The 16,601-nt window shown below is 41.3% G+C and carries 16 protein-coding genes and 4 tRNA genes; 11 read left to right on the top strand and 9 right to left on the bottom strand.

Features of this window, described 5'->3' with window-relative positions:
• The first annotated feature begins 2 nt into the window (after window positions 1–2).
• Together ybeY and FTU80_RS07330 are read left to right on the top strand one after the other, a co-directional pair.
• Window positions 3–485 (top strand): rRNA maturation RNase YbeY, encoded by a 483-nt coding sequence (ybeY, locus tag FTU80_RS07335; protein ID WP_078192431.1) that lies wholly within the window; start codon window positions 3–5, stop codon window positions 483–485.
• A 63-nt stretch (window positions 486–548) separates the two neighbouring features.
• Window positions 549–839, top strand: a complete 291-nt coding sequence (locus tag FTU80_RS07330; protein WP_180084628.1) for an antibiotic biosynthesis monooxygenase — start codon at window positions 549–551, stop codon at window positions 837–839.
• Here the strand turns inward: FTU80_RS07330 and FTU80_RS07325 are convergent, their stop codons facing one another.
• Window positions 840–1,697, bottom strand: coding sequence for an energy transducer TonB (locus FTU80_RS07325; protein WP_218948631.1), 858 nt, complete (start codon window positions 1,695–1,697; stop codon window positions 840–842).
• A gap of 258 nt (window positions 1,698–1,955) precedes the next feature.
• Here FTU80_RS07325 and FTU80_RS07320 point away from each other — a divergent pair, with 258 nt between their 5' ends.
• From FTU80_RS07320 to FTU80_RS07305, 4 genes are all read left to right on the top strand, one after another.
• Window positions 1,956–2,639, top strand: a complete 684-nt coding sequence (locus tag FTU80_RS07320; protein WP_078192433.1) for a hypothetical protein — start codon at window positions 1,956–1,958, stop codon at window positions 2,637–2,639.
• A 157-nt stretch (window positions 2,640–2,796) separates the two neighbouring features.
• A complete protein-coding gene (locus FTU80_RS07315) occupies window positions 2,797–3,510 on the top strand; it encodes a DUF3108 domain-containing protein (RefSeq protein ID WP_180008408.1) in 714 nt (237 codons plus the stop codon).
• A 90-nt stretch (window positions 3,511–3,600) separates the two neighbouring features.
• Window positions 3,601–4,176: a xanthine phosphoribosyltransferase gene (locus tag FTU80_RS07310; protein WP_078189246.1), complete on the top strand. Its 576-nt coding sequence runs from the start codon at window positions 3,601–3,603 to the stop codon at window positions 4,174–4,176.
• A gap of 269 nt (window positions 4,177–4,445) precedes the next feature.
• Window positions 4,446–4,844 (top strand): hypothetical protein, encoded by a 399-nt coding sequence (locus FTU80_RS07305; protein WP_143221668.1) that lies wholly within the window; start codon window positions 4,446–4,448, stop codon window positions 4,842–4,844.
• 611 nt (window positions 4,845–5,455) lie between these two features.
• Here FTU80_RS07305 and wrbA read toward each other — a convergent pair.
• On the bottom strand, window positions 5,456–6,049 hold the full coding sequence (gene wrbA, locus FTU80_RS07300; protein WP_180084626.1) for an NAD(P)H:quinone oxidoreductase: 594 nt from the start codon (window positions 6,047–6,049) through the stop codon (window positions 5,456–5,458).
• A 112-nt stretch (window positions 6,050–6,161) separates the two neighbouring features.
• On the opposite strand from wrbA, the gene FTU80_RS07295 reads away from it, so the two are divergent.
• Window positions 6,162–7,409, top strand: coding sequence for a YihY family inner membrane protein (locus FTU80_RS07295; protein ID WP_078192438.1), 1,248 nt, complete (start codon window positions 6,162–6,164; stop codon window positions 7,407–7,409).
• 53 nt (window positions 7,410–7,462) lie between these two features.
• Here FTU80_RS07295 and FTU80_RS07290 read toward each other — a convergent pair whose 3' ends face one another.
• On the bottom strand, window positions 7,463–8,392 hold the full coding sequence (locus FTU80_RS07290; RefSeq protein WP_180084625.1) for a DMT family transporter: 930 nt from the start codon (window positions 8,390–8,392) through the stop codon (window positions 7,463–7,465).
• A 103-nt stretch (window positions 8,393–8,495) separates the two neighbouring features.
• Here FTU80_RS07290 and FTU80_RS07285 point away from each other — a divergent pair, with 103 nt between their 5' ends.
• Together FTU80_RS07285 and FTU80_RS07280 are read left to right on the top strand one after the other, a co-directional pair.
• A complete protein-coding gene (locus FTU80_RS07285) occupies window positions 8,496–9,311 on the top strand; it encodes a helix-turn-helix domain-containing protein (RefSeq protein WP_180084624.1) in 816 nt (271 codons plus the stop codon).
• A gap of 81 nt (window positions 9,312–9,392) precedes the next feature.
• Window positions 9,393–10,181 (top strand): tetratricopeptide repeat protein, encoded by a 789-nt coding sequence (locus FTU80_RS07280; RefSeq protein ID WP_180084623.1) that lies wholly within the window; start codon window positions 9,393–9,395, stop codon window positions 10,179–10,181.
• Between the two features lie 52 nt (window positions 10,182–10,233).
• On the opposite strand, the gene FTU80_RS07275 is transcribed toward FTU80_RS07280, so the two are convergent.
• Both FTU80_RS07275 and FTU80_RS07270 read right to left on the bottom strand, forming a co-directional pair.
• On the bottom strand, window positions 10,234–10,899 hold the full coding sequence (locus FTU80_RS07275) for a fumarylacetoacetate hydrolase family protein (RefSeq protein WP_267967533.1): 666 nt from the start codon (window positions 10,897–10,899) through the stop codon (window positions 10,234–10,236).
• 8 nt (window positions 10,900–10,907) lie between these two features.
• Window positions 10,908–11,405, bottom strand: a complete 498-nt coding sequence (locus tag FTU80_RS07270; protein ID WP_180084621.1) for a YcxB family protein — start codon at window positions 11,403–11,405, stop codon at window positions 10,908–10,910.
• A 184-nt stretch (window positions 11,406–11,589) separates the two neighbouring features.
• Between FTU80_RS07270 and FTU80_RS07265 the strand changes: the two genes are divergently transcribed.
• The gene (locus tag FTU80_RS07265) at window positions 11,590–12,873 is read left to right on the top strand and encodes an SRPBCC family protein (protein ID WP_257221454.1); all 1,284 of its coding nucleotides are present in this window, start codon (window positions 11,590–11,592) and stop codon (window positions 12,871–12,873) included.
• 93 nt (window positions 12,874–12,966) lie between these two features.
• Here the strand turns inward: FTU80_RS07265 and FTU80_RS07260 are convergent.
• The 4 genes from FTU80_RS07260 to FTU80_RS07245 all read right to left on the bottom strand — a co-directional run bounded on the left by FTU80_RS07260 (window position 12,967) and on the right by FTU80_RS07245 (window position 13,804).
• Window positions 12,967–13,043 (bottom strand) — tRNA-Arg (locus tag FTU80_RS07260).
• Window positions 13,044–13,500: 457 nt separating this feature from the next.
• Window positions 13,501–13,577, bottom strand: a tRNA-Arg gene (locus FTU80_RS07255).
• 45 nt (window positions 13,578–13,622) lie between these two features.
• Window positions 13,623–13,699: transfer RNA gene (locus tag FTU80_RS07250), tRNA-Arg, on the bottom strand.
• 15 nt (window positions 13,700–13,714) lie between these two features.
• Window positions 13,715–13,804 (bottom strand) — tRNA-Ser (locus FTU80_RS07245).
• Between the two features lie 268 nt (window positions 13,805–14,072).
• Here FTU80_RS07245 and rnr point away from each other — a divergent pair.
• Entirely contained in the window at window positions 14,073–16,490 is a 2,418-nt protein-coding gene (gene rnr, locus FTU80_RS07240) for a ribonuclease R (protein ID WP_180084619.1), read from the top strand.
• The last annotated feature ends 111 nt before the right edge of the window (window positions 16,491–16,601 follow it).

The following is a 16,601-nucleotide window of genomic DNA, read 5'->3' as shown; positions in this document are numbered from 1 at the left end:
TTTTGAAACTTAATCTCTCCTTGCAGCAAAATTTTCAGTCACCTGAATTGGTGGTGAAACGTGCGCATATCAAAAAAGTCGTGGAAACGGCTTTACGTCATATCGATACACAAAGTGATTGTGAGATCGGTATTGCATGTGTGGACAATGACGAAAGCCACAAATTGAACTTGGAATATCGTGGTAAAGACAAACCGACTAATGTGTTGTCTTTTCCAAGCGATCTCCCCGATGAAATGGCTGCAGTTTTAGACTCATTTCCGATTGGCGACTTGGTGATTTGTATTCCTGTGGTTCTTCGTGAAGCACAAGAACAAAGCAAAGCACCCCTGACCCACTTTACGCATATGCTGGTACACGGTACGTTGCACCTCATGGGTTACGACCATGAAACCTCTGATGAAGATGCTGAAGAAATGGAAGCATTGGAAATCGAGATTTTAGCCAAATTGGGGTTTGATAACCCTTATCTGGAAAGAGATTAAGAACCAAAAAAGCGAGCTCCGGCTCGCTTTTTTTATCGTCATAAAAAACAAGGAAGGAAAAATATGCAATATGTCGCGATTTTTAAAGCACGCATTCGTACGCTTGATGAGCTGTATTTTTCGACTGCACAGCAGCTTAGAGACAAAGCCTTGACACACTTTAACTGTCAACATTTTGAAGCGCTGACAGAAGGTGAGCATGAAATCGCCCTTTCCTACTGGAATACATTAGAAGACATTCGAGCTTGGCAACAAGATGCACAACATCTGGTCGCGCAGCAATTGGGGAAAAACCAATGGTATGCGAGTTTTAGCGTCGAAATCTGCGAAGTTTTGCGACGCAATCACAACTGATTAACGCACCTCAAACTCTGCTTCTGCAGGATCGAAGCGCCAAGTACGCACAATACGAAGTTCTGAGATGTCTTTCATTTTGGCATCAAACAAACCAAAAGGTGCCGCCTTACGCACAGAGGTTTTTGCTGCTTCATCCAATAAGCTTGAACCTGAACTTTCGATCAAACGAATGGCACGAATCCCGCCATTACTGTTCAAAATAACCATTAAACGTACTTCACCGCGTAGCTGTTGCTGTTTTGCCGCTTCAGGATAATAACGGTTACCGTAAAATTCGACTTTTTCGCGAAATTTTTCCATGTAAGCAGCAGAAACATCTTGCTTGGCTTGAATACCATCAATGGTTTTAATTTTTTGCTGACGGCTAAAATTTTGTTGGCGTTGTAAATATTGAGCTTCGATACTCGCTACCATCGCAGCCTTGGCCTGAAACTGACTATTCAACTCCTCAACGGCTTTTTTGCGACTGTTTTCTTCAGCTTGTTTTTGCCAACTCAAGGTTGTCATCAACACTTTGTCTTCAAAGCTCAGCTCTTTCTTTTGTTGCAGTTGTTCTAAAGCTTCACTTTTTTGCTCACCGGCTTTTTGTTCAATCATCGGTGCAGGCATGTCACTCGACATACGATGCGACTCACGGAATGTCCCCGAGCCCTGCTGATCGGCTTGTGCTAAAAAGTCTGCATGTTCAATTTTTTCCGTCGTAGAACGTAAAGAAACTGCAATTTCTTTGGTGTTATAATCCGCCTCTTGGGGCATGGAAAATTGCATGGTTAAAAAAGCCAAATGCAACACAGCAGCAAACACTAATGCAGTTGCAAATATGGGATCTTTCCACCACTCTTTCATCAAGGGCATGAACGTTATTTTTTTCAGCATCACATTAAACCGACAATTTGCCGCATTCCCCAAACTGCTTAAAACAGTATAAAATAAAACTCGTATTCATTTTTTGATGAAAACGAGAAATCCATCAACACATAGATAATGCACAATTAAAATCATGAAAATGGTGCAATTTATTTTGCTAAACTGCAAGATCAAAACCTTGTGTTTTTATAGAAATCGACAAGATAAACATCGTCAAAAAACATAATTTGTCAGGATGCACTTCTTATGCAAACGCTAGTTTCCAATATCGCTAAACGTATACGCCAAGTGTACCAAAAAGCTGAAGGATTTATTGAAGATGAGCGTGAATTCCCAATGTCTCAAGTGTTTTTAAATGCGACATTTCAGCGCTTTGTGACCGATAATGTGAAAATGCTCAAAGACTTGCATGCTGACCTGCATGATGACTGGCTTCGACTGTATGCCACATTGGATTATAACGGGCTGATCATAACACTCTCTGTTGATTTAAAACTGGTACAGATGGAACTCAACAAACAAACCCAATTGATCGTATTTGAACAAATTAGTGATACTCAAGTCATTGAAGCGAAGTATCCGAATGTTCTGTATAAGATGGGCGTGCGCATGGCGTTATGGTTCTATCAAAAAGTACTCAACCAAGATCCATTGGGTATGATTTTGGAAAAGCTCAATGTGATCAAAGTTAAAGATGATTTACTGTATTTAGACCTGAATCGCTGGCTCGGTAAAAGTCGATCGATTATCGACACACTGGGCAAAGTCCATGTCAACCATGCTGTTTTACGTGAGGCCGAATTGGTGGTGATTGGTAATGTTAATTTAACCGCATTGTTCACCAAGATGTCGCAAGAACGGATAGAAGACTGGGATGACTCAAATTTAAAAGACGATGAAGTCACGCCAATTAAACAAAAGGAAAGCTAGACTTATCCTGTACTTAGATATCTTGAGCCTATAAAACACTACACAACATATACATTAGGCACGGATTTGCGACGAGATTCTCCACAATCCAGCCGCATAATAAATATATCAGGTGGTTTAGCCCACCACACTTCTATTGAATAGGAAAACCATACTTATGGCACATTCACTTTTGAAAAATTTAGGTCTTGTTGCTGGGGTATCGACTACACTGCTTTTGACTGGTTTCTCAAGTCAGTCATTTGCCATGAGTCCATTCCAAGCCAACTACCAATTTAACTACAACGGCAAAAACTTGGGTTCTGCAACACGTACCCTAAAACAATCTGGGAATAACTGGACCTATGTTTTCGCAGCAAAAGCTGGTGCGATGGCCTCTGCAACTGAAACCAGTCGTTTTAGTTTAAATGGCAGCCAAATTCACTCGAACAGCTTTAGCCGCAGCAGCAAAATTTTGGTGCACAACAACACCATGAATATTAATTTTAATGCTGGCGCAAAAACCATTAATACCAAAAAAGATGATAAAGCGCGTTCATTTGCGTGGAAATCAGGTGTGTTAGATGAACTCAATGCTGAATTGCAAATTCGTGAAGATTTAAAAAATGGTGGTTTGAAATCGAATTACTACATTGCCGATGCCAAAGAGGTTGAAGCTCGTAAGTTCGTGAAACAAGGCACTGAAAAAGTGAAAACCACTTATGGAACTTTTGACACCGTGAAAGTCGTGATGCGTCATGACAAACCAGGCCGTCAAACGACTTTCTGGTTAGCACCAAAACTAGATTATCTACCTGTCAAAGTTTCCCACCAAGACAATAAAACCTCTTACGGTTTATTGTTAACGGGCTATAAAGGTGCAACAAATTAATTGATTTGATCAATTTCGCTTGCATTTTTCACGGTGCTTTTTAAAATACGCTTTTGCTTTAAAAAGCACCTGCCCCTCGAGGATTCTCCCGTGCACGCTCTGGAACAGAAAATCTTAGCTGAAGGTATCGTTCTCTCTGAAGAAGTTCTGAAAGTCGATTCTTTCCTGAACCACCAAATTGACCCTGTGATGATGCAACAAATTGGTCAAGAATTTGCCCGTCTTTTTAAAGATGCTGGCATCACAAAAATCATTACGATTGAAGCATCAGGTATTGCACCTGCAGTAATGGCTGGTCTTGAACTTGGTGTTCCTGTGATTTTTGCACGTAAATATCAATCTTTGACCTTAAAAGATGATTTGTATCGCTCAAAAGTGTTTTCTTTTACCAAACAAACTGAAAGCACGATCGCGATTTCTAAAAAGCACATCAATGCTGAAGATAAAGTTTTAGTGATTGATGACTTTTTGGCCAATGGTCAAGCGGCTTTAGGTCTTGCAGATCTTATTCATCAAGCAAGTGCTGAAGTATTGGGTATCGGTATCGTGATTGAAAAATCATTCCAACCTGGTCGTGATATTTTGCTTGAAAAAGGTTATCGCGTTGAATCATTGGCACGTGTGAAATCGCTGGCGAATGGTACAGTTGAATTTGTTCGTGACTAGTTTGCGTTCAAAAGAAAAAAAGAACACATCAGGTGTTCTTTTTTTTTGCTAAAAATTTGCCATTAAGGTGACATAAAGCGCACTTTTTAACGCCTTAGTTACAAGCTGACAAAACATCTGTGTGCAAAACTCGATAAAATTCAGGAAAATCGTTGCATTTGATCGAATGGGTCAACTACTCATCTGTCAAATTACATTATGCTGCACCATAAATTCGGCCACTTTATTTTTTAAGGCTATGGAAAGTTATGAATACAGAAGATCAAAACATGGAATCGACAGTTAAATGTCCAAAATGTGGATCAACCCATATTGAAAAGCGTAACCATGAACAAAACTTACAAAAAATTGGTGGTGTCTTACTCAGTGGTGCAGGAACTGCTGCAGGGACTGTCGGTGGTGCGGCATCTGGCGCATCTATTGGTGCTGCGATTGGTGGCGTGACTGCTGGCCCACTTGGCGTGATTATGGGCGGAACCATCGGGACTTTTGTTGGTGCAATTAGCGTCGGTATCACAGGCGGTTTCCTCGGACACCGTTTTGGTAAAAAAGCCGGCGTGATCGTCGATCAAAATATTTTTCTCGACTACCAATGTTTAGATTGCAAACAGCGCTTTGAAGTTGAGCAACAGCCTGAAGACGCTGCAAAGACTTCGGATCAAGACTAATTTGGATATAAAAAAAGAGCGCATCAGCGCTCTTTTTTTATAGGTTATTGTTTTTCTAATATGTATTTCTAGTCTATTGAAATGCTATTCGAAAACCATGGCGAATCAATTATTTTGAAACATCAGTTAATTATTTTGAGTCCACTTTAACTTGATCTTGTTTCGCTAAAAATTCTTTTTCTTCGGCTTTTTCTCTTGCGGGAAATCCATAATGTATAAACTGGCATTGCCGTACACAAGGAAGATGCAACCAATACGGAACATAAGAAAGTCATTATAAAATTAATAATAGACATCACACCCCTAAGAAGAAATTTAAATACAAATCATGTAATCAAAAAATAAAAATAACGCGCCCAAAGAGAGAGCAATATTCGACTCGAAACCATCACTGAGCAGGCTGTATTTAAAAACTTTCAATATATTGTTGATATCATTTATTTTTAATATTTCAGGAATAGTTCGACAGATTTATTTTTATATTTTGGTCGGTATACAACGACATAAATAAAAAGACGTCACACGTAAATAAAGCAAGAAAAGTGCAATATTTAAGCCTTTTCTTGCCCGTTCGCTACAAAGTTAGCGCAACTTCCTAGAACAAGTAAGTATCAAATCAACTTTTTGACGACTTCGCCTAGGCGTTTACCCAGCTCTTCACACAAGTTACGCTCATCTTGACTCAATAACTGATCATGGCGTGGACCACTGACATGGCTTGCACCATAAGGTGTACCACCCGTTTTGGTATTCGATAATGCAGGATGGGCATTACTTAAACCCATAACCATCATTCCGTGATGAAACAAAGGTGGCAGCATGGTCAGCAAAGTACTTTCCTGTCCCCCATGCATTGAACCTGAACTGGTAAACACACAGGCAGGTTTGCCATGTAATGCGCCATTGAGCCAAAGCGCTGTGGTTTGATCCCAGAAATATTTCATTTCCGACGCCATATTACCAAAACGTGTTGGCGAACCAAGGGCTAAACCTGAGCAATGCGCTAAGTCATCTAAGCTACAGTAAATATCGCCTTCGGCAGGAATACCGGGCTGCACGTCAGTCACCACAGCGGATAAATTTGGAACGGTTCGTATTTTTACCGCCATTCCCGACGCTTCAATTCCATTGGCAATCAAATGTGCCATCTCACGTGTTGAACCATATTTGCTGTAATACAGCACTAGTACATAAGCTTGCGTCATTTTTATAAATTCAATGAAAAAAGAAAACTATACGGTATTTTTCCTATTTTTTGGTTAAGCTAAGTGATGAAAATTGCATAAACATGACTAAAATAACTCGAGACTTGAACGAATGATCGAAGCATTTTTAAAAAAACTTCCCTTTTACGACAAGAAATGGTTTCAGTTTGTTTTATTTGTCATTCGACGTTTTGAAGCCGATCGCTGCCGTGAACAAGCAGGATCATTAACCTATACCACCTTGTTTGCAGTGGTACCCATGTTGACCGTATTCTTGGTCATCATCTCCTCAATTAAAGCTTTAGAACCTGCTCGTCAACAGCTTCAACAATTGATTTATAGTAATTTCCTACCGAAAACGACAATTGCTTTTGATAAAGCACTGAATGCATTCACCGATAAATCCAGTAACCTGACTGTTATTGGTGTACTGTTTTTATTCATTACCACAGTTATGATGCTGACCAGCATTGAGACAGTATTTAACCGAATTTGGCGGGTGCGTGAGACACGTGGCGGCATTATTGGCTTTATGCGCTATTGGACTATTATCTCATTAGGCCCAATCTTACTGGGTAGCGCATTTGTTGTGTCATCTACCTTGGCCTCTATGAATGTCCTCAGCAATAATTTTGCCGGCTATGAACTGGATGGGGCTTTTCTGCTGTGGATCTTGTCTTTTTCATTGACCATTTTAGGTTTTTTCATTCTGTATTGGACGATTCCCAACCGCAGTGTGCCGATTAAGGCGGCGCTGATCGCGGGTGTCTTTAGTGCGGTGGTCTTTGAACTGCTCAAAAACCTCTTTGGCTTTGTCATGTCAAATTTCACCAGTTATCAAATCGTTTACGGTGCTTTTGCTGCAGTGCCAATTTTCCTGCTTTGGATATTCCTTTCATGGAATATCGTGCTGATTGGGGTAGAAATTAGTTATGCACTGACAGCTTTCAATTCGGGCAACGACCAAAAACGCCATCCTGTGATTATGTTGATGGATTTGCTTGAATTATTTTATAAAAAGCAAAAACTCGGTCAGAGCGTGACAGAAAAAGAAGCACTTGAGGTTTTAGGGCGTGACGAAATCGGCCGCCTGCCAAGCTATATTTTATTGTTTGAAGAGCAACACCTGATTAAACGTACAGATGATGATCATTATGTTTTAGTTCGTAATTTAACCCAAGTGGACTTTTGGAGTTTTTACAGTAAGCTGCCCTATCCGCTCCCTAAACGGCAAGATTTAGGTCGCGTCGATCCAGATGATGTTTGGATGGAAAAAATTGGGCCGCAACTGGTCGAATCGGATGATTATCTCGCGGCCAAACTCTCGATTCCACTTGCGACTATTTTTGAAGAAAAATAAGCGTAAATAAAAAAAGGAGAGCCGTAGCTCTCCTTTTTTATTTATACATGATCTTAGGTCGCTGTGCGCTGACGTCCCATCAATTTAGACAACCACCGATGCAAGGTTACCGTCATCACTCCGACCATTACTAAGGCCGTCCCCAAGATAAAATTCAGTTCAATCGTTTCGTTTAAGATCAATACGCCAAAGACCAGTCCAAAGATTGGGGTAAGGAATGAAAAAACGCCCAGACCATTGGCCAGATATTTACTTAACAGCCAAAACCAAAGCATCAGGCTAAAAAATGAAATAATGAGCACATGAAAAATCATACTGCTGATGGACAACACCGTCCAATGTACAGTCATTTGTCCTGTCAGCCACGCCACGGGTAATAAAAATACACAACCACCAACCAACTGATAAAACAAGGTCTGAGTCGGAGGTGCATCAGAGAGTTTGGTGAGTCTTAATGAAATGGTGGTCAAGGCCCACATCACCCCAGCAAGTAATGCCATCGCATCACCCAACAGGGCTTGAGTGTTGACTGTAGTACTACTTTCACGTCCCATAAACGACAGTACTATTCCTGAAAAGGCAATAAAAATACCGACCCATTGGATCGCTGTAAGCTTTTCTTCAGGCAACTTCCAATGTAAACCTAGTGCCACGAATATCGGTGCGGTATAGAGCAAGACAACGGTATGTGATGCAGAGGTATAGCGCAGGGATTCTGCCACTAAAATAAATTCGGCTGAAAATAAAAACGCCAACCAGATACCCGGCAGCAAGTATTCTCGAGTATATAAATGTGTCCCCGGCTTAAGACGAATCAGTGGAAAGACCAACAGCGCAGCCAAACCCGATCGGATGGCAATTTGCATGATCGGCGCAATATCAACCGCGGCCAATTTCAAAATGACCTGTTGAATCCCTAAAATCATGCACAAAATAATCATCAAACCAGAAGCTTTTGCATCTAGCGCCTTACGCTGTTCCACACTATTTACTCGACAATACGATAAGCAACACTATAGAACTGTCAGAAATAAAATATATACTTCAAAGTAGACAAGTGATCTTCTTATTCAGGCAAAATTTCTCATGCGTCATAAAGCTCGTGCAGATCATACGCAGTTGCAACAACTTCCCACCAACGATGAAATTCAAGCAACGCTGTGGATCAGTTTTCGTGACGATCCTGCACTGTCTGTTTATCCCGTCCACGGGCATGCTTGGGGTGAATTTGTCTATGCCTTTAATGGCGTAATGGAAGTGAACATCAACCAGATAGACTATATTACCCCTCCACCTTATGGCATTTGGCTTCCCCCACACTTAGAACACAGTGGTTTAAATCGTACTGCGGTTTCACATGGAACCTTATATGTACATGAATCACTATGTACCCACTTGCCGAAACAACCGGGGATTTTACTCAGTTCCCCCTTAGTCACCGCGATCTTCAGCCATTTGCGTCTGTTGCATCAACAAGCCGACCTCATGGAAAATACGGCCGAATATCAACGCTTACTCCATGTGATCTTAGATCAACTGCATCAAGCCAAATTGGTCAGTAGCTATTTACCGCATTCGGAACACCCTGCCCTCAAACAACTGCTTGATTATTTACATCAACATCCTGCAGATCAGAGCGCGCTTGAGCAATTGGCACAGCGGATAAATATGACGGAACGTACTCTTGCGCGTTATTGTCAAAAAGAACTTGGGATGTCACTGCATGAATGGCGACAACGTCTTAAAGTCATGAAAGCCATGTCCATGCTCAACGCAGGCCAAACCGTCGAAAATATTGCCTTAGAACTTGGCTATGCCAATGCCTCAGCGTTTATAAATATGTTTAAAAAATGGATGCTTTGCACCCCAGATCAGTTTAGGAAATCCGCTTTAAAGCCCTAAATTAGTTTAAATTTAGCCCACAGTATCTCTATAAAGTGATTCAACAATCCGCTAAGATCAAAAAATCCACAAAGAATAATAATGACTCCATTTCGAATGAATAAAAAAACCATTTTAGCGCTGTGTTTATCTGCCGTATTTTTAACGGCTTGTAGTTCCAAAGAACAGCGTGAATTTAAATCTGCACTCAAAACCGCTCAAACGGGCGATGCGACCGCACAAATGAAAGTGGGTGATTTATACCTCAGTGGAACGGGCACAGAACAAAATATCGAACAAAGTGTACATTGGTACAAAGCTGCTGCGGATCAAGGCACTACGGACGCATTCGCATGGTTAATGACTCAAGCCTATCAAGGCAACCCACATGCAGATCAAGTGATTCGAAAGATGCAGCAAGAAGGCAATATTTTACTTGCACACTGGGTGCTAGACCTTGCAAAAAAGACTCATGATCCTGCTGCTGAATATACCGTTGGTTGGATGTACGACACTGGAAAAGGCTTAATTCAAGATAAGCACCAAGCGCAAATTTGGTATGAAAAAGCAGCCAAACAAAAGAATGTCGAAGCGATCAAAGTCTTGGGAAATCAACATTATTTTTCTGAACATCCTTCGTCAACACCCGACAAAGCAGCTGAATATTTAAGCTATGCCGCAGAACAAGGGCAAGATGCTGACGCGGCGATGAAAATGGCACATTATTATCATTATGATATTCGAGATGGTGAAAAAGCGCGACAATGGTATGGCAAAGCAGGTGCATTGGGAGACACCGACTCACAGCATATGGCCGACAACTATGAAACATGGAAAGACACTGGTCCTTTACAACCCAATGAGCCACCGCCATCAAGTAGCACTGAATAGATCAATCAAAAAAGGCTGCATTAAGCAGCCTTTTTTGTATTTCGTTCACAGTTTATTTGACAAAGGTTGTCCAGATATAATCCTGATTTTTTCCTTTTAGGGTCATTTTCAACTGCTCACCTGACTGTAGTGCCGCGACACCTGCAGGCGTACCTGTCATGACCACATCACCCGCTTCAAGACTAAACACTTGGCTAATATCGGCCAGTAATGTACCCACATCAAAAATCAGCAATGCAGTATCACCGTTCTGACGAAGTTCATCATTGACATGCAAGGTATAATGCACATTTTTCCAATCTTGAACCACTTCTTGGACATCGACCCAATCCGCAAGGATACAAGAACCATCATAAGCTTTGGCACGTTCCCACGGCTGACCTTTTTTCTTTAAGTCATCTTGTAGATCACGCAAGGTCAGATCAAGACCCAAAGTCACAGCTCCGACTGCTTCTAAGGCTTTGCGTGGATCAGTTTCAGCCGATAAAGGACGATCAATACGTAAACTTAATTCGCATTCATAGTGGCAACTGCCCCATGCAGGATTCCATGAGATGCCTTGGTCTAATGCGGTTAATGCACTTGGCGGCTTCATAAAAAGTACAGGACGGTCAGGAATTGCATTGCCTAATTCTTTGGCATGATCTGCATAACTACGACCGACGCAAACAATTTTAGATGGACGTGACTGCATACTACTCCCTCTTTTGTTATGAATAGATTGTCTTAGTGCTGAAAAGTATTGGTAAAAATCGCTTGGTCCGCAATATCTTTAAATGCACTTTTCGGCACAATAATCACGGTTTTATTTTTCAGTTCAAGCATATAGGTCAATTTGCCTTCAGCAAAATTTGCCACTTCAGCATAATGGAAGACATTCTTACGACCATTGGCATGAATTTCTGCATAGTCTTGAAATAAATCAATACCTTGTTCACTTTTGCCTAATTGGTATTTTACAAACTGACGTTTAAACATCATCGGTAAAAACCAATAACGCATGATACCCTGAAGAAGTAAAAAGAAAGCACCCAGCCCAACATAGTAGGCACCGACACCATCTACACCCAAGTAAAAACCCCAGATGATAATCCCAAGGCTAATGGCTGGCGTTAAAAAACGCGTAAATTGCTTTTTGCCAAAAGTAGCTAGTGCAAAACCATCCTGTGATTCTTCTAGATTTAAAAAATAGCGCAGCGATAATGCAGGTAGATTCTCAGACATAAGCTTATGAATATTTAAAAATGAATTGCGCTAAATACTACACCACAATTCAAACTTGCTTCATGCTTTTTAATGGTCGGTTGTAACACTTCACTACTTCCCTTCCACCTAGAAATACGTTAAAAACAGCAACAAATAAAAGATTGCATACGCAGGATGTGACATGCAGATAACAAAAATAATCATGATGCTAGTGTTTCTGAGTGGACTGAGCATATCGACCAGTTGGGCCAAATTCGTTCAATGGCAACCCCAGATCCCGAGCAGTTTGGACTTGTTTAATGGCAATGCCAAAGCCTTGGCCAATCTTGCTGGTGATCACATCGTGATTTTTGCGCATCCCTCACAACAGATTAGTTTGCCCACGATGAAAGCAGGTCAAAAAGTCGTTGGTAAATTTCAAAGTGCCGCTGTGGTTGTCCCAACCAACAGCAAAAATGTGGCAAGATTACTCAGTAATTATCCAAACTATGCCGGCTTATTTCCCACACTAAAATCTGCTGAGGTTTTGCAACAGCAAGGTTCAACCAGCCAAGTTGAATATCGCATCCACATCCCGACGCCGATTCCAGTTTTAAACTTTAAAGAAACCGTGGTGATGCAGCACCAAATTGATCACAACAGCATTAATAGTTTGGTTCTGCAAGCACCGGTGCCCTTTGGTGCAGGAAAAATTGAATGGTTTGAGATCGATGCACAACACACCTTGATTAGTGTGACCCAATGGGGCGATTTAAATCAGCCCAAAGGTTTTTTGTTTAGCAAAATATTAAATGCCTTACCCGATGCCAAGTTAGGGATTCCTGCGGGAACCAATGGTTTTTTACTCGAATCATTACAGCGCCGATTTAAAGCCTTTAGCAGTGAAACTCTCGCTGCAAATCAATTGCCTGAACTCAAATTAAATGCCTCTCAAATCGACAAGGTCACTCAATTAAGTCAAAGCTCGAAAGAACCTGTGTCCTTTATTTTGACAGCGCAACGCGTTCCCTTTGGGCAAAATTATGAATTGATGCGCTTTAGCACCAGTTTTCAATATTATGCACAAGAGCCTTCGAGCTTACAGCGCTGGATTAATGTGTCTTCGTTCAAGCACTTATTTCCAAGACAAGTTAAACATATGCAAGTGCAGAAAATTAATCCGCACCTCATGGATGCCGACTATAAAATTTCGGTGGGTTTAGGCGTGATCAATATTCCCTTTGATTTTAAAATGCGTTTTAACTACCCAGACTTACTGCAAAATCAATACACCGCGACAGGTGGGGACTTAAAGTTTGTCCGAGGTGCCATGCATATTCGCCCCTTACAACAAGGGTCGTTATTACAATTGACCAGTGCGATGAAGATTGATGACAAAGCACCGTTTTTACTTCGTGCTATGCGCAGTATGCCGTATCACGACATGTTGCCGGCTTTAGGCGGAAATACGGTCTTTGCACTTAAAGTTAAACAGAAGTTAAGTTAGAACCTTGATTGATGAGCTGAATTTATTGTTTTTAGCTATATTTCAGACACAAAAAAACCGCAACATATGCGGTTTTTTCAATCTTGATCAAGTTGGTGCGCTCAGAGAGATTCGAACTCCCGACCCCTTAGTTCGTAGCCAAGTGCTCTATCCAGCTGAGCTATGAGCGCGACGTCTTGATGAGGCTCATTATACGTGATTTTTATTTTTTGTTAAGAGCTTTTTCATATAAATTTAACCAAACGCACAGCAAATAAACAATTACCCTTTAAACACGCTAAAAATCAGCTAGATTTACTTTTTTAATGGCTTTTGCATCACAAGTTTGGAATTTAAACTTAGCAATACTCACGTATAAATGCTCAAGATAGATAATAAATCTATCGCCATCATTGAATCACTGCTTTAACTCACTCAATTCTTTTTTAAACTTTGATTTAAAAAAATTGCATCACTATGAATATCTGAAAAAAGGGTTATCTATAGAAGATAAGCAAAATTGAAATTTACTGATGGGTAGTTTTATGAAATAGAACGCTTAATAGAATCCAAACAAAAGACAGCTATATCAAAGCGATAAATCACAAGCACAAAAAAACCGCAACATGTGCGGTAATTTGTTCAAGTTGGTGCGCTCAGAGAGATTCGAACTCCCGACCCCTTAGTTCGTAGCCAAGTGCTCTATCCAGCTGAGCTATGAGCGCGTAACTTGTGTCGTCTTAAAAGACTACGTTTTCAGATTTACTTATTGGTGCGCTCAGAGAGATTCGAACTCCCGACCCCTTAGTTCGTAGCCAAGTGCTCTATCCAGCTGAGCTATGAGCGCGACATAAGTAAATCGTGGCGGTGAGAGAGGGATTCGAACCCTCGATACAGTTGCCCGTATGCATCCTTAGCAGGGATGTGGTTTCAGCCACTCACCCATCTCACCGTAACGTGCCGCCATAATACAAAGATCATGATACGACTGCAAGCACAGTCGTTATATTTTTTTCATTTTTTTACTCAATTAGATATTTTTTAAACGATTTTCAAAAAATTAGTGCAAAATTAGTTCAGCACGCGCTGCTATCCCCTACTTTTCGGCTTTAAACATTATAAAATATCGGCATAAAACACTTTATTGCAATCAATTGCGTGCAGTATCTGCTTGCATGACTTATGCTAATCCTAATCTTCTGATTTGAAGCCAAATACATATGAAAAACTGGGTCGACCCTGAAGCAAAAGCTGAAGCCGAACGTTATGACAATCCAATTCCAAGCCGTACTCTAATTCAAGAGACGATTGAACAACTGAAAACTGCAATGTCGCATGCCGATCTTGTAGAACATTTTGAAATTGCCGATCAAAAAAGTATTGATGCACTGAGTCATCGTCTGATTGCGATGGTTCGAGATGGTCAGTTGATTAAAGATGGATTTAAGTTCCAGCTTGCAGCTGAGCAACCGACTCATGAAGCAACGGTTTATATCAACTCAAAAGGTTTAGGCACAGCCAATATTAGCGGTGAAGATGACCTTTTACTTCCTGAACGTGAGTTGCGTCAGGTGTTTAATGGTGACCGCGTTAAAGTCCGCCAAACATCGGTAGACCGTAAAGGCAAGGCATGGGGCTTTATTACTGAAGTTCTACAGCATCGTGTCAAAGAAATTATCGGTAAAGTGTCTGAATATGAAGGTGAATATTTTATTCAGCCGGCAAATCCCAATGCACACCAACCGATTACTTTAGAAAAAGAATTAATCGAGCATGCCAAAGTCAAACTCGGCGACTCTGTGCGTATTGCGATTGACAGCTACCCAACCAAAGAAGAATTTGCGACAGGTCATATTGTTCAGTCGATGGCAGATAAAGCAGACACTGAAATTATTATTCCACAAACCATTTTAGAATTTGGTTTACCTTACGAATTCCCTGAAGCGGTACAACAAGAAGCCAACAGCTTTAAAGAGCCATCAGAACAAGATCGTGAAGATCGTGTCGACTTACGTGATTTAGCGCTTGTCACCATTGATGGTGAAGATGCCCGCGACTTCGATGATGCCGTGTATGCGGAAAAACGTCCGGGTGGTGGTTATCGTGTTGTGGTGGCAATTGCCGATGTCAGCCATTATGTACGTCCGGGTAAACCGCTCGATGACGAAGCTCAAGAGCGCGGTACATCGGTGTACTTCCCTCATTTTGTATTGCCGATGTTGCCTGAGGCGCTGTCGAATGGTTTATGTTCTTTGAACCCACACGTAGACCGTTTATGTATGGTCTGTGATTTAAACTTATCTCGCGCGGGTCGTGTCACTAAGTTTGAGTTCTATCCGGGTGTAATGCATTCAAAAGCTCGTTTGACCTATACTCAAGTGGCCGAATATTTTGAGGGTAATAGTCAAGCCATTCCTGAAGACCGTGATGTACGTAAATCGGTCAATACCTTATTCCAATTGTATCAAGTGTTGAAAGGCTTACGTGCTGAACGCCACGCGATGGAATTTGAAACCGTTGAAACTTATATGACCTTTGATGAGCTAGGCGGTATTAACGAAATCCTACCGCGTAGCCGTAATGATGCACACAAACTGATTGAAGAATGTATGTTGCTGGCAAACGTCGCAGCGGCAGAATATACATTAAAAAATGAAATTCCAATGCTGTACCGTGTGCATGAGCCACCTGAGTTTTCACGCATTCAAAAGGTTCGTGATTTTGTGAAGTTATTGGGGCTACCATTCCCTGAACAGCCGACTCAAGCTGACTATCAAGCCGTGATTGATGCCACCAAAGACCGTATTGATGCTCCAAGCATTCATGCCGTTTTACTCCGCTCAATGATGCAAGCTTATTATGGCGCGAACAATGCAGGTCACTTTGGCTTGGCTTATGAAGCGTATACGCATTTCACATCTCCAATCCGTCGTTATCCAGACTTGTTACTTCACCGTGCCATCAAAGCACAATTGAAGAAAAAACCTTACCCAATTTCTGGCGCTTCGCTGGATGATGCAGGTGAACACTTCTCTGCGACAGAGCGCCGTGCAGATGAAGCTTCACGTTCTGTCACTACGTGGTTGAAGTGCCATTATATGCAGCAGCATTTGGGTGAAGAGTTTGTCGGCACCATCAGTGCAACTGCTGAATTTGGCCTTTTTGTAACGCTCAAAGACTTATATGTTGATGGCATGATCCACGTCAGCCAATTGGGTGATGACTTCTTCGTCTATGACCAACCGAGTCAGAGCTTAATTGGTCAATCTCGCGGTCAAGTTTTCAGTCTCGGCGATGAAGTGAAAATTAAAGTCGCTGGTGTAAATCTAGAAGAGCGCAAAATTGACTTTGAATTGATTCAACAATTGAGCCATGCAGGTCGTGCTATTCGAGCGCGTGCACCTCGTGTTGCAAAGCCTACAGCCAAAGAAGAAGTCTTTTCAGAGCGTAAAACCAATGCTGCTGAAGATGGAGAACAGCCCATACGACGCAAAAAATCGAAATCTAAGCCCAGTTCATTCGGTAAAAAGCCTGCTAAAAAATCTGCAAGCAAATCTGAAGCGAAGGCTAAAGATAAAGTGAAGAAAAAATCCAAACCGAAAAAGAAAAAATCTAATGCAAAATCATCTGCGGATTAAGGTTTAAATCAAGAGCGCTTCGGCGCTCTTTTTGATTCTTCAGGTCAGTAAAGGCTGAGTGACCTCTGCAGAAGATGAATAATTCCTGATTTAGTCTTGATTTAACCTGCA

Source organism: Acinetobacter sp. YH12145, from assembly GCF_013418335.1.
GTDB lineage: Bacteria > Pseudomonadota > Gammaproteobacteria > Pseudomonadales > Moraxellaceae > Acinetobacter > Acinetobacter amyesii.
The sequence above is the reverse complement of the archived record's forward strand: the minus strand, read 5'-3'. Positions and strand labels throughout refer to the sequence as shown.

Coding starts and splice junctions, on each gene's coding strand:
- FTU80_RS07330 (WP_180084628.1), top strand. CDS start 549: ATGCAATATGTCGCGATTTTTAAAGCACGCATTCGTACGCTTGATGAG.
- FTU80_RS07325 (WP_218948631.1), bottom strand. CDS start 1,697: ATGCCCTTGATGAAAGAGTGGTGGAAAGATCCCATATTTGCAACTGCA.
- FTU80_RS07320 (WP_078192433.1), top strand. CDS start 1,956: ATGCAAACGCTAGTTTCCAATATCGCTAAACGTATACGCCAAGTGTAC.
- FTU80_RS07315 (WP_180008408.1), top strand. CDS start 2,797: ATGGCACATTCACTTTTGAAAAATTTAGGTCTTGTTGCTGGGGTATCG.
- FTU80_RS07305 (WP_143221668.1), top strand. CDS start 4,446: ATGGAATCGACAGTTAAATGTCCAAAATGTGGATCAACCCATATTGAA.
- wrbA (WP_180084626.1), bottom strand. CDS start 6,049: ATGACGCAAGCTTATGTACTAGTGCTGTATTACAGCAAATATGGTTCA.
- FTU80_RS07295 (WP_078192438.1), top strand. CDS start 6,162: ATGATCGAAGCATTTTTAAAAAAACTTCCCTTTTACGACAAGAAATGG.
- FTU80_RS07285 (WP_180084624.1), top strand. CDS start 8,496: ATGCGTCATAAAGCTCGTGCAGATCATACGCAGTTGCAACAACTTCCC.
- FTU80_RS07280 (WP_180084623.1), top strand. CDS start 9,393: ATGACTCCATTTCGAATGAATAAAAAAACCATTTTAGCGCTGTGTTTA.
- FTU80_RS07270 (WP_180084621.1), bottom strand. CDS start 11,405: ATGTCTGAGAATCTACCTGCATTATCGCTGCGCTATTTTTTAAATCTA.
- FTU80_RS07265 (WP_257221454.1), top strand. CDS start 11,590: ATGATGCTAGTGTTTCTGAGTGGACTGAGCATATCGACCAGTTGGGCC.
- rnr (WP_180084619.1), top strand. CDS start 14,073: ATGAAAAACTGGGTCGACCCTGAAGCAAAAGCTGAAGCCGAACGTTAT.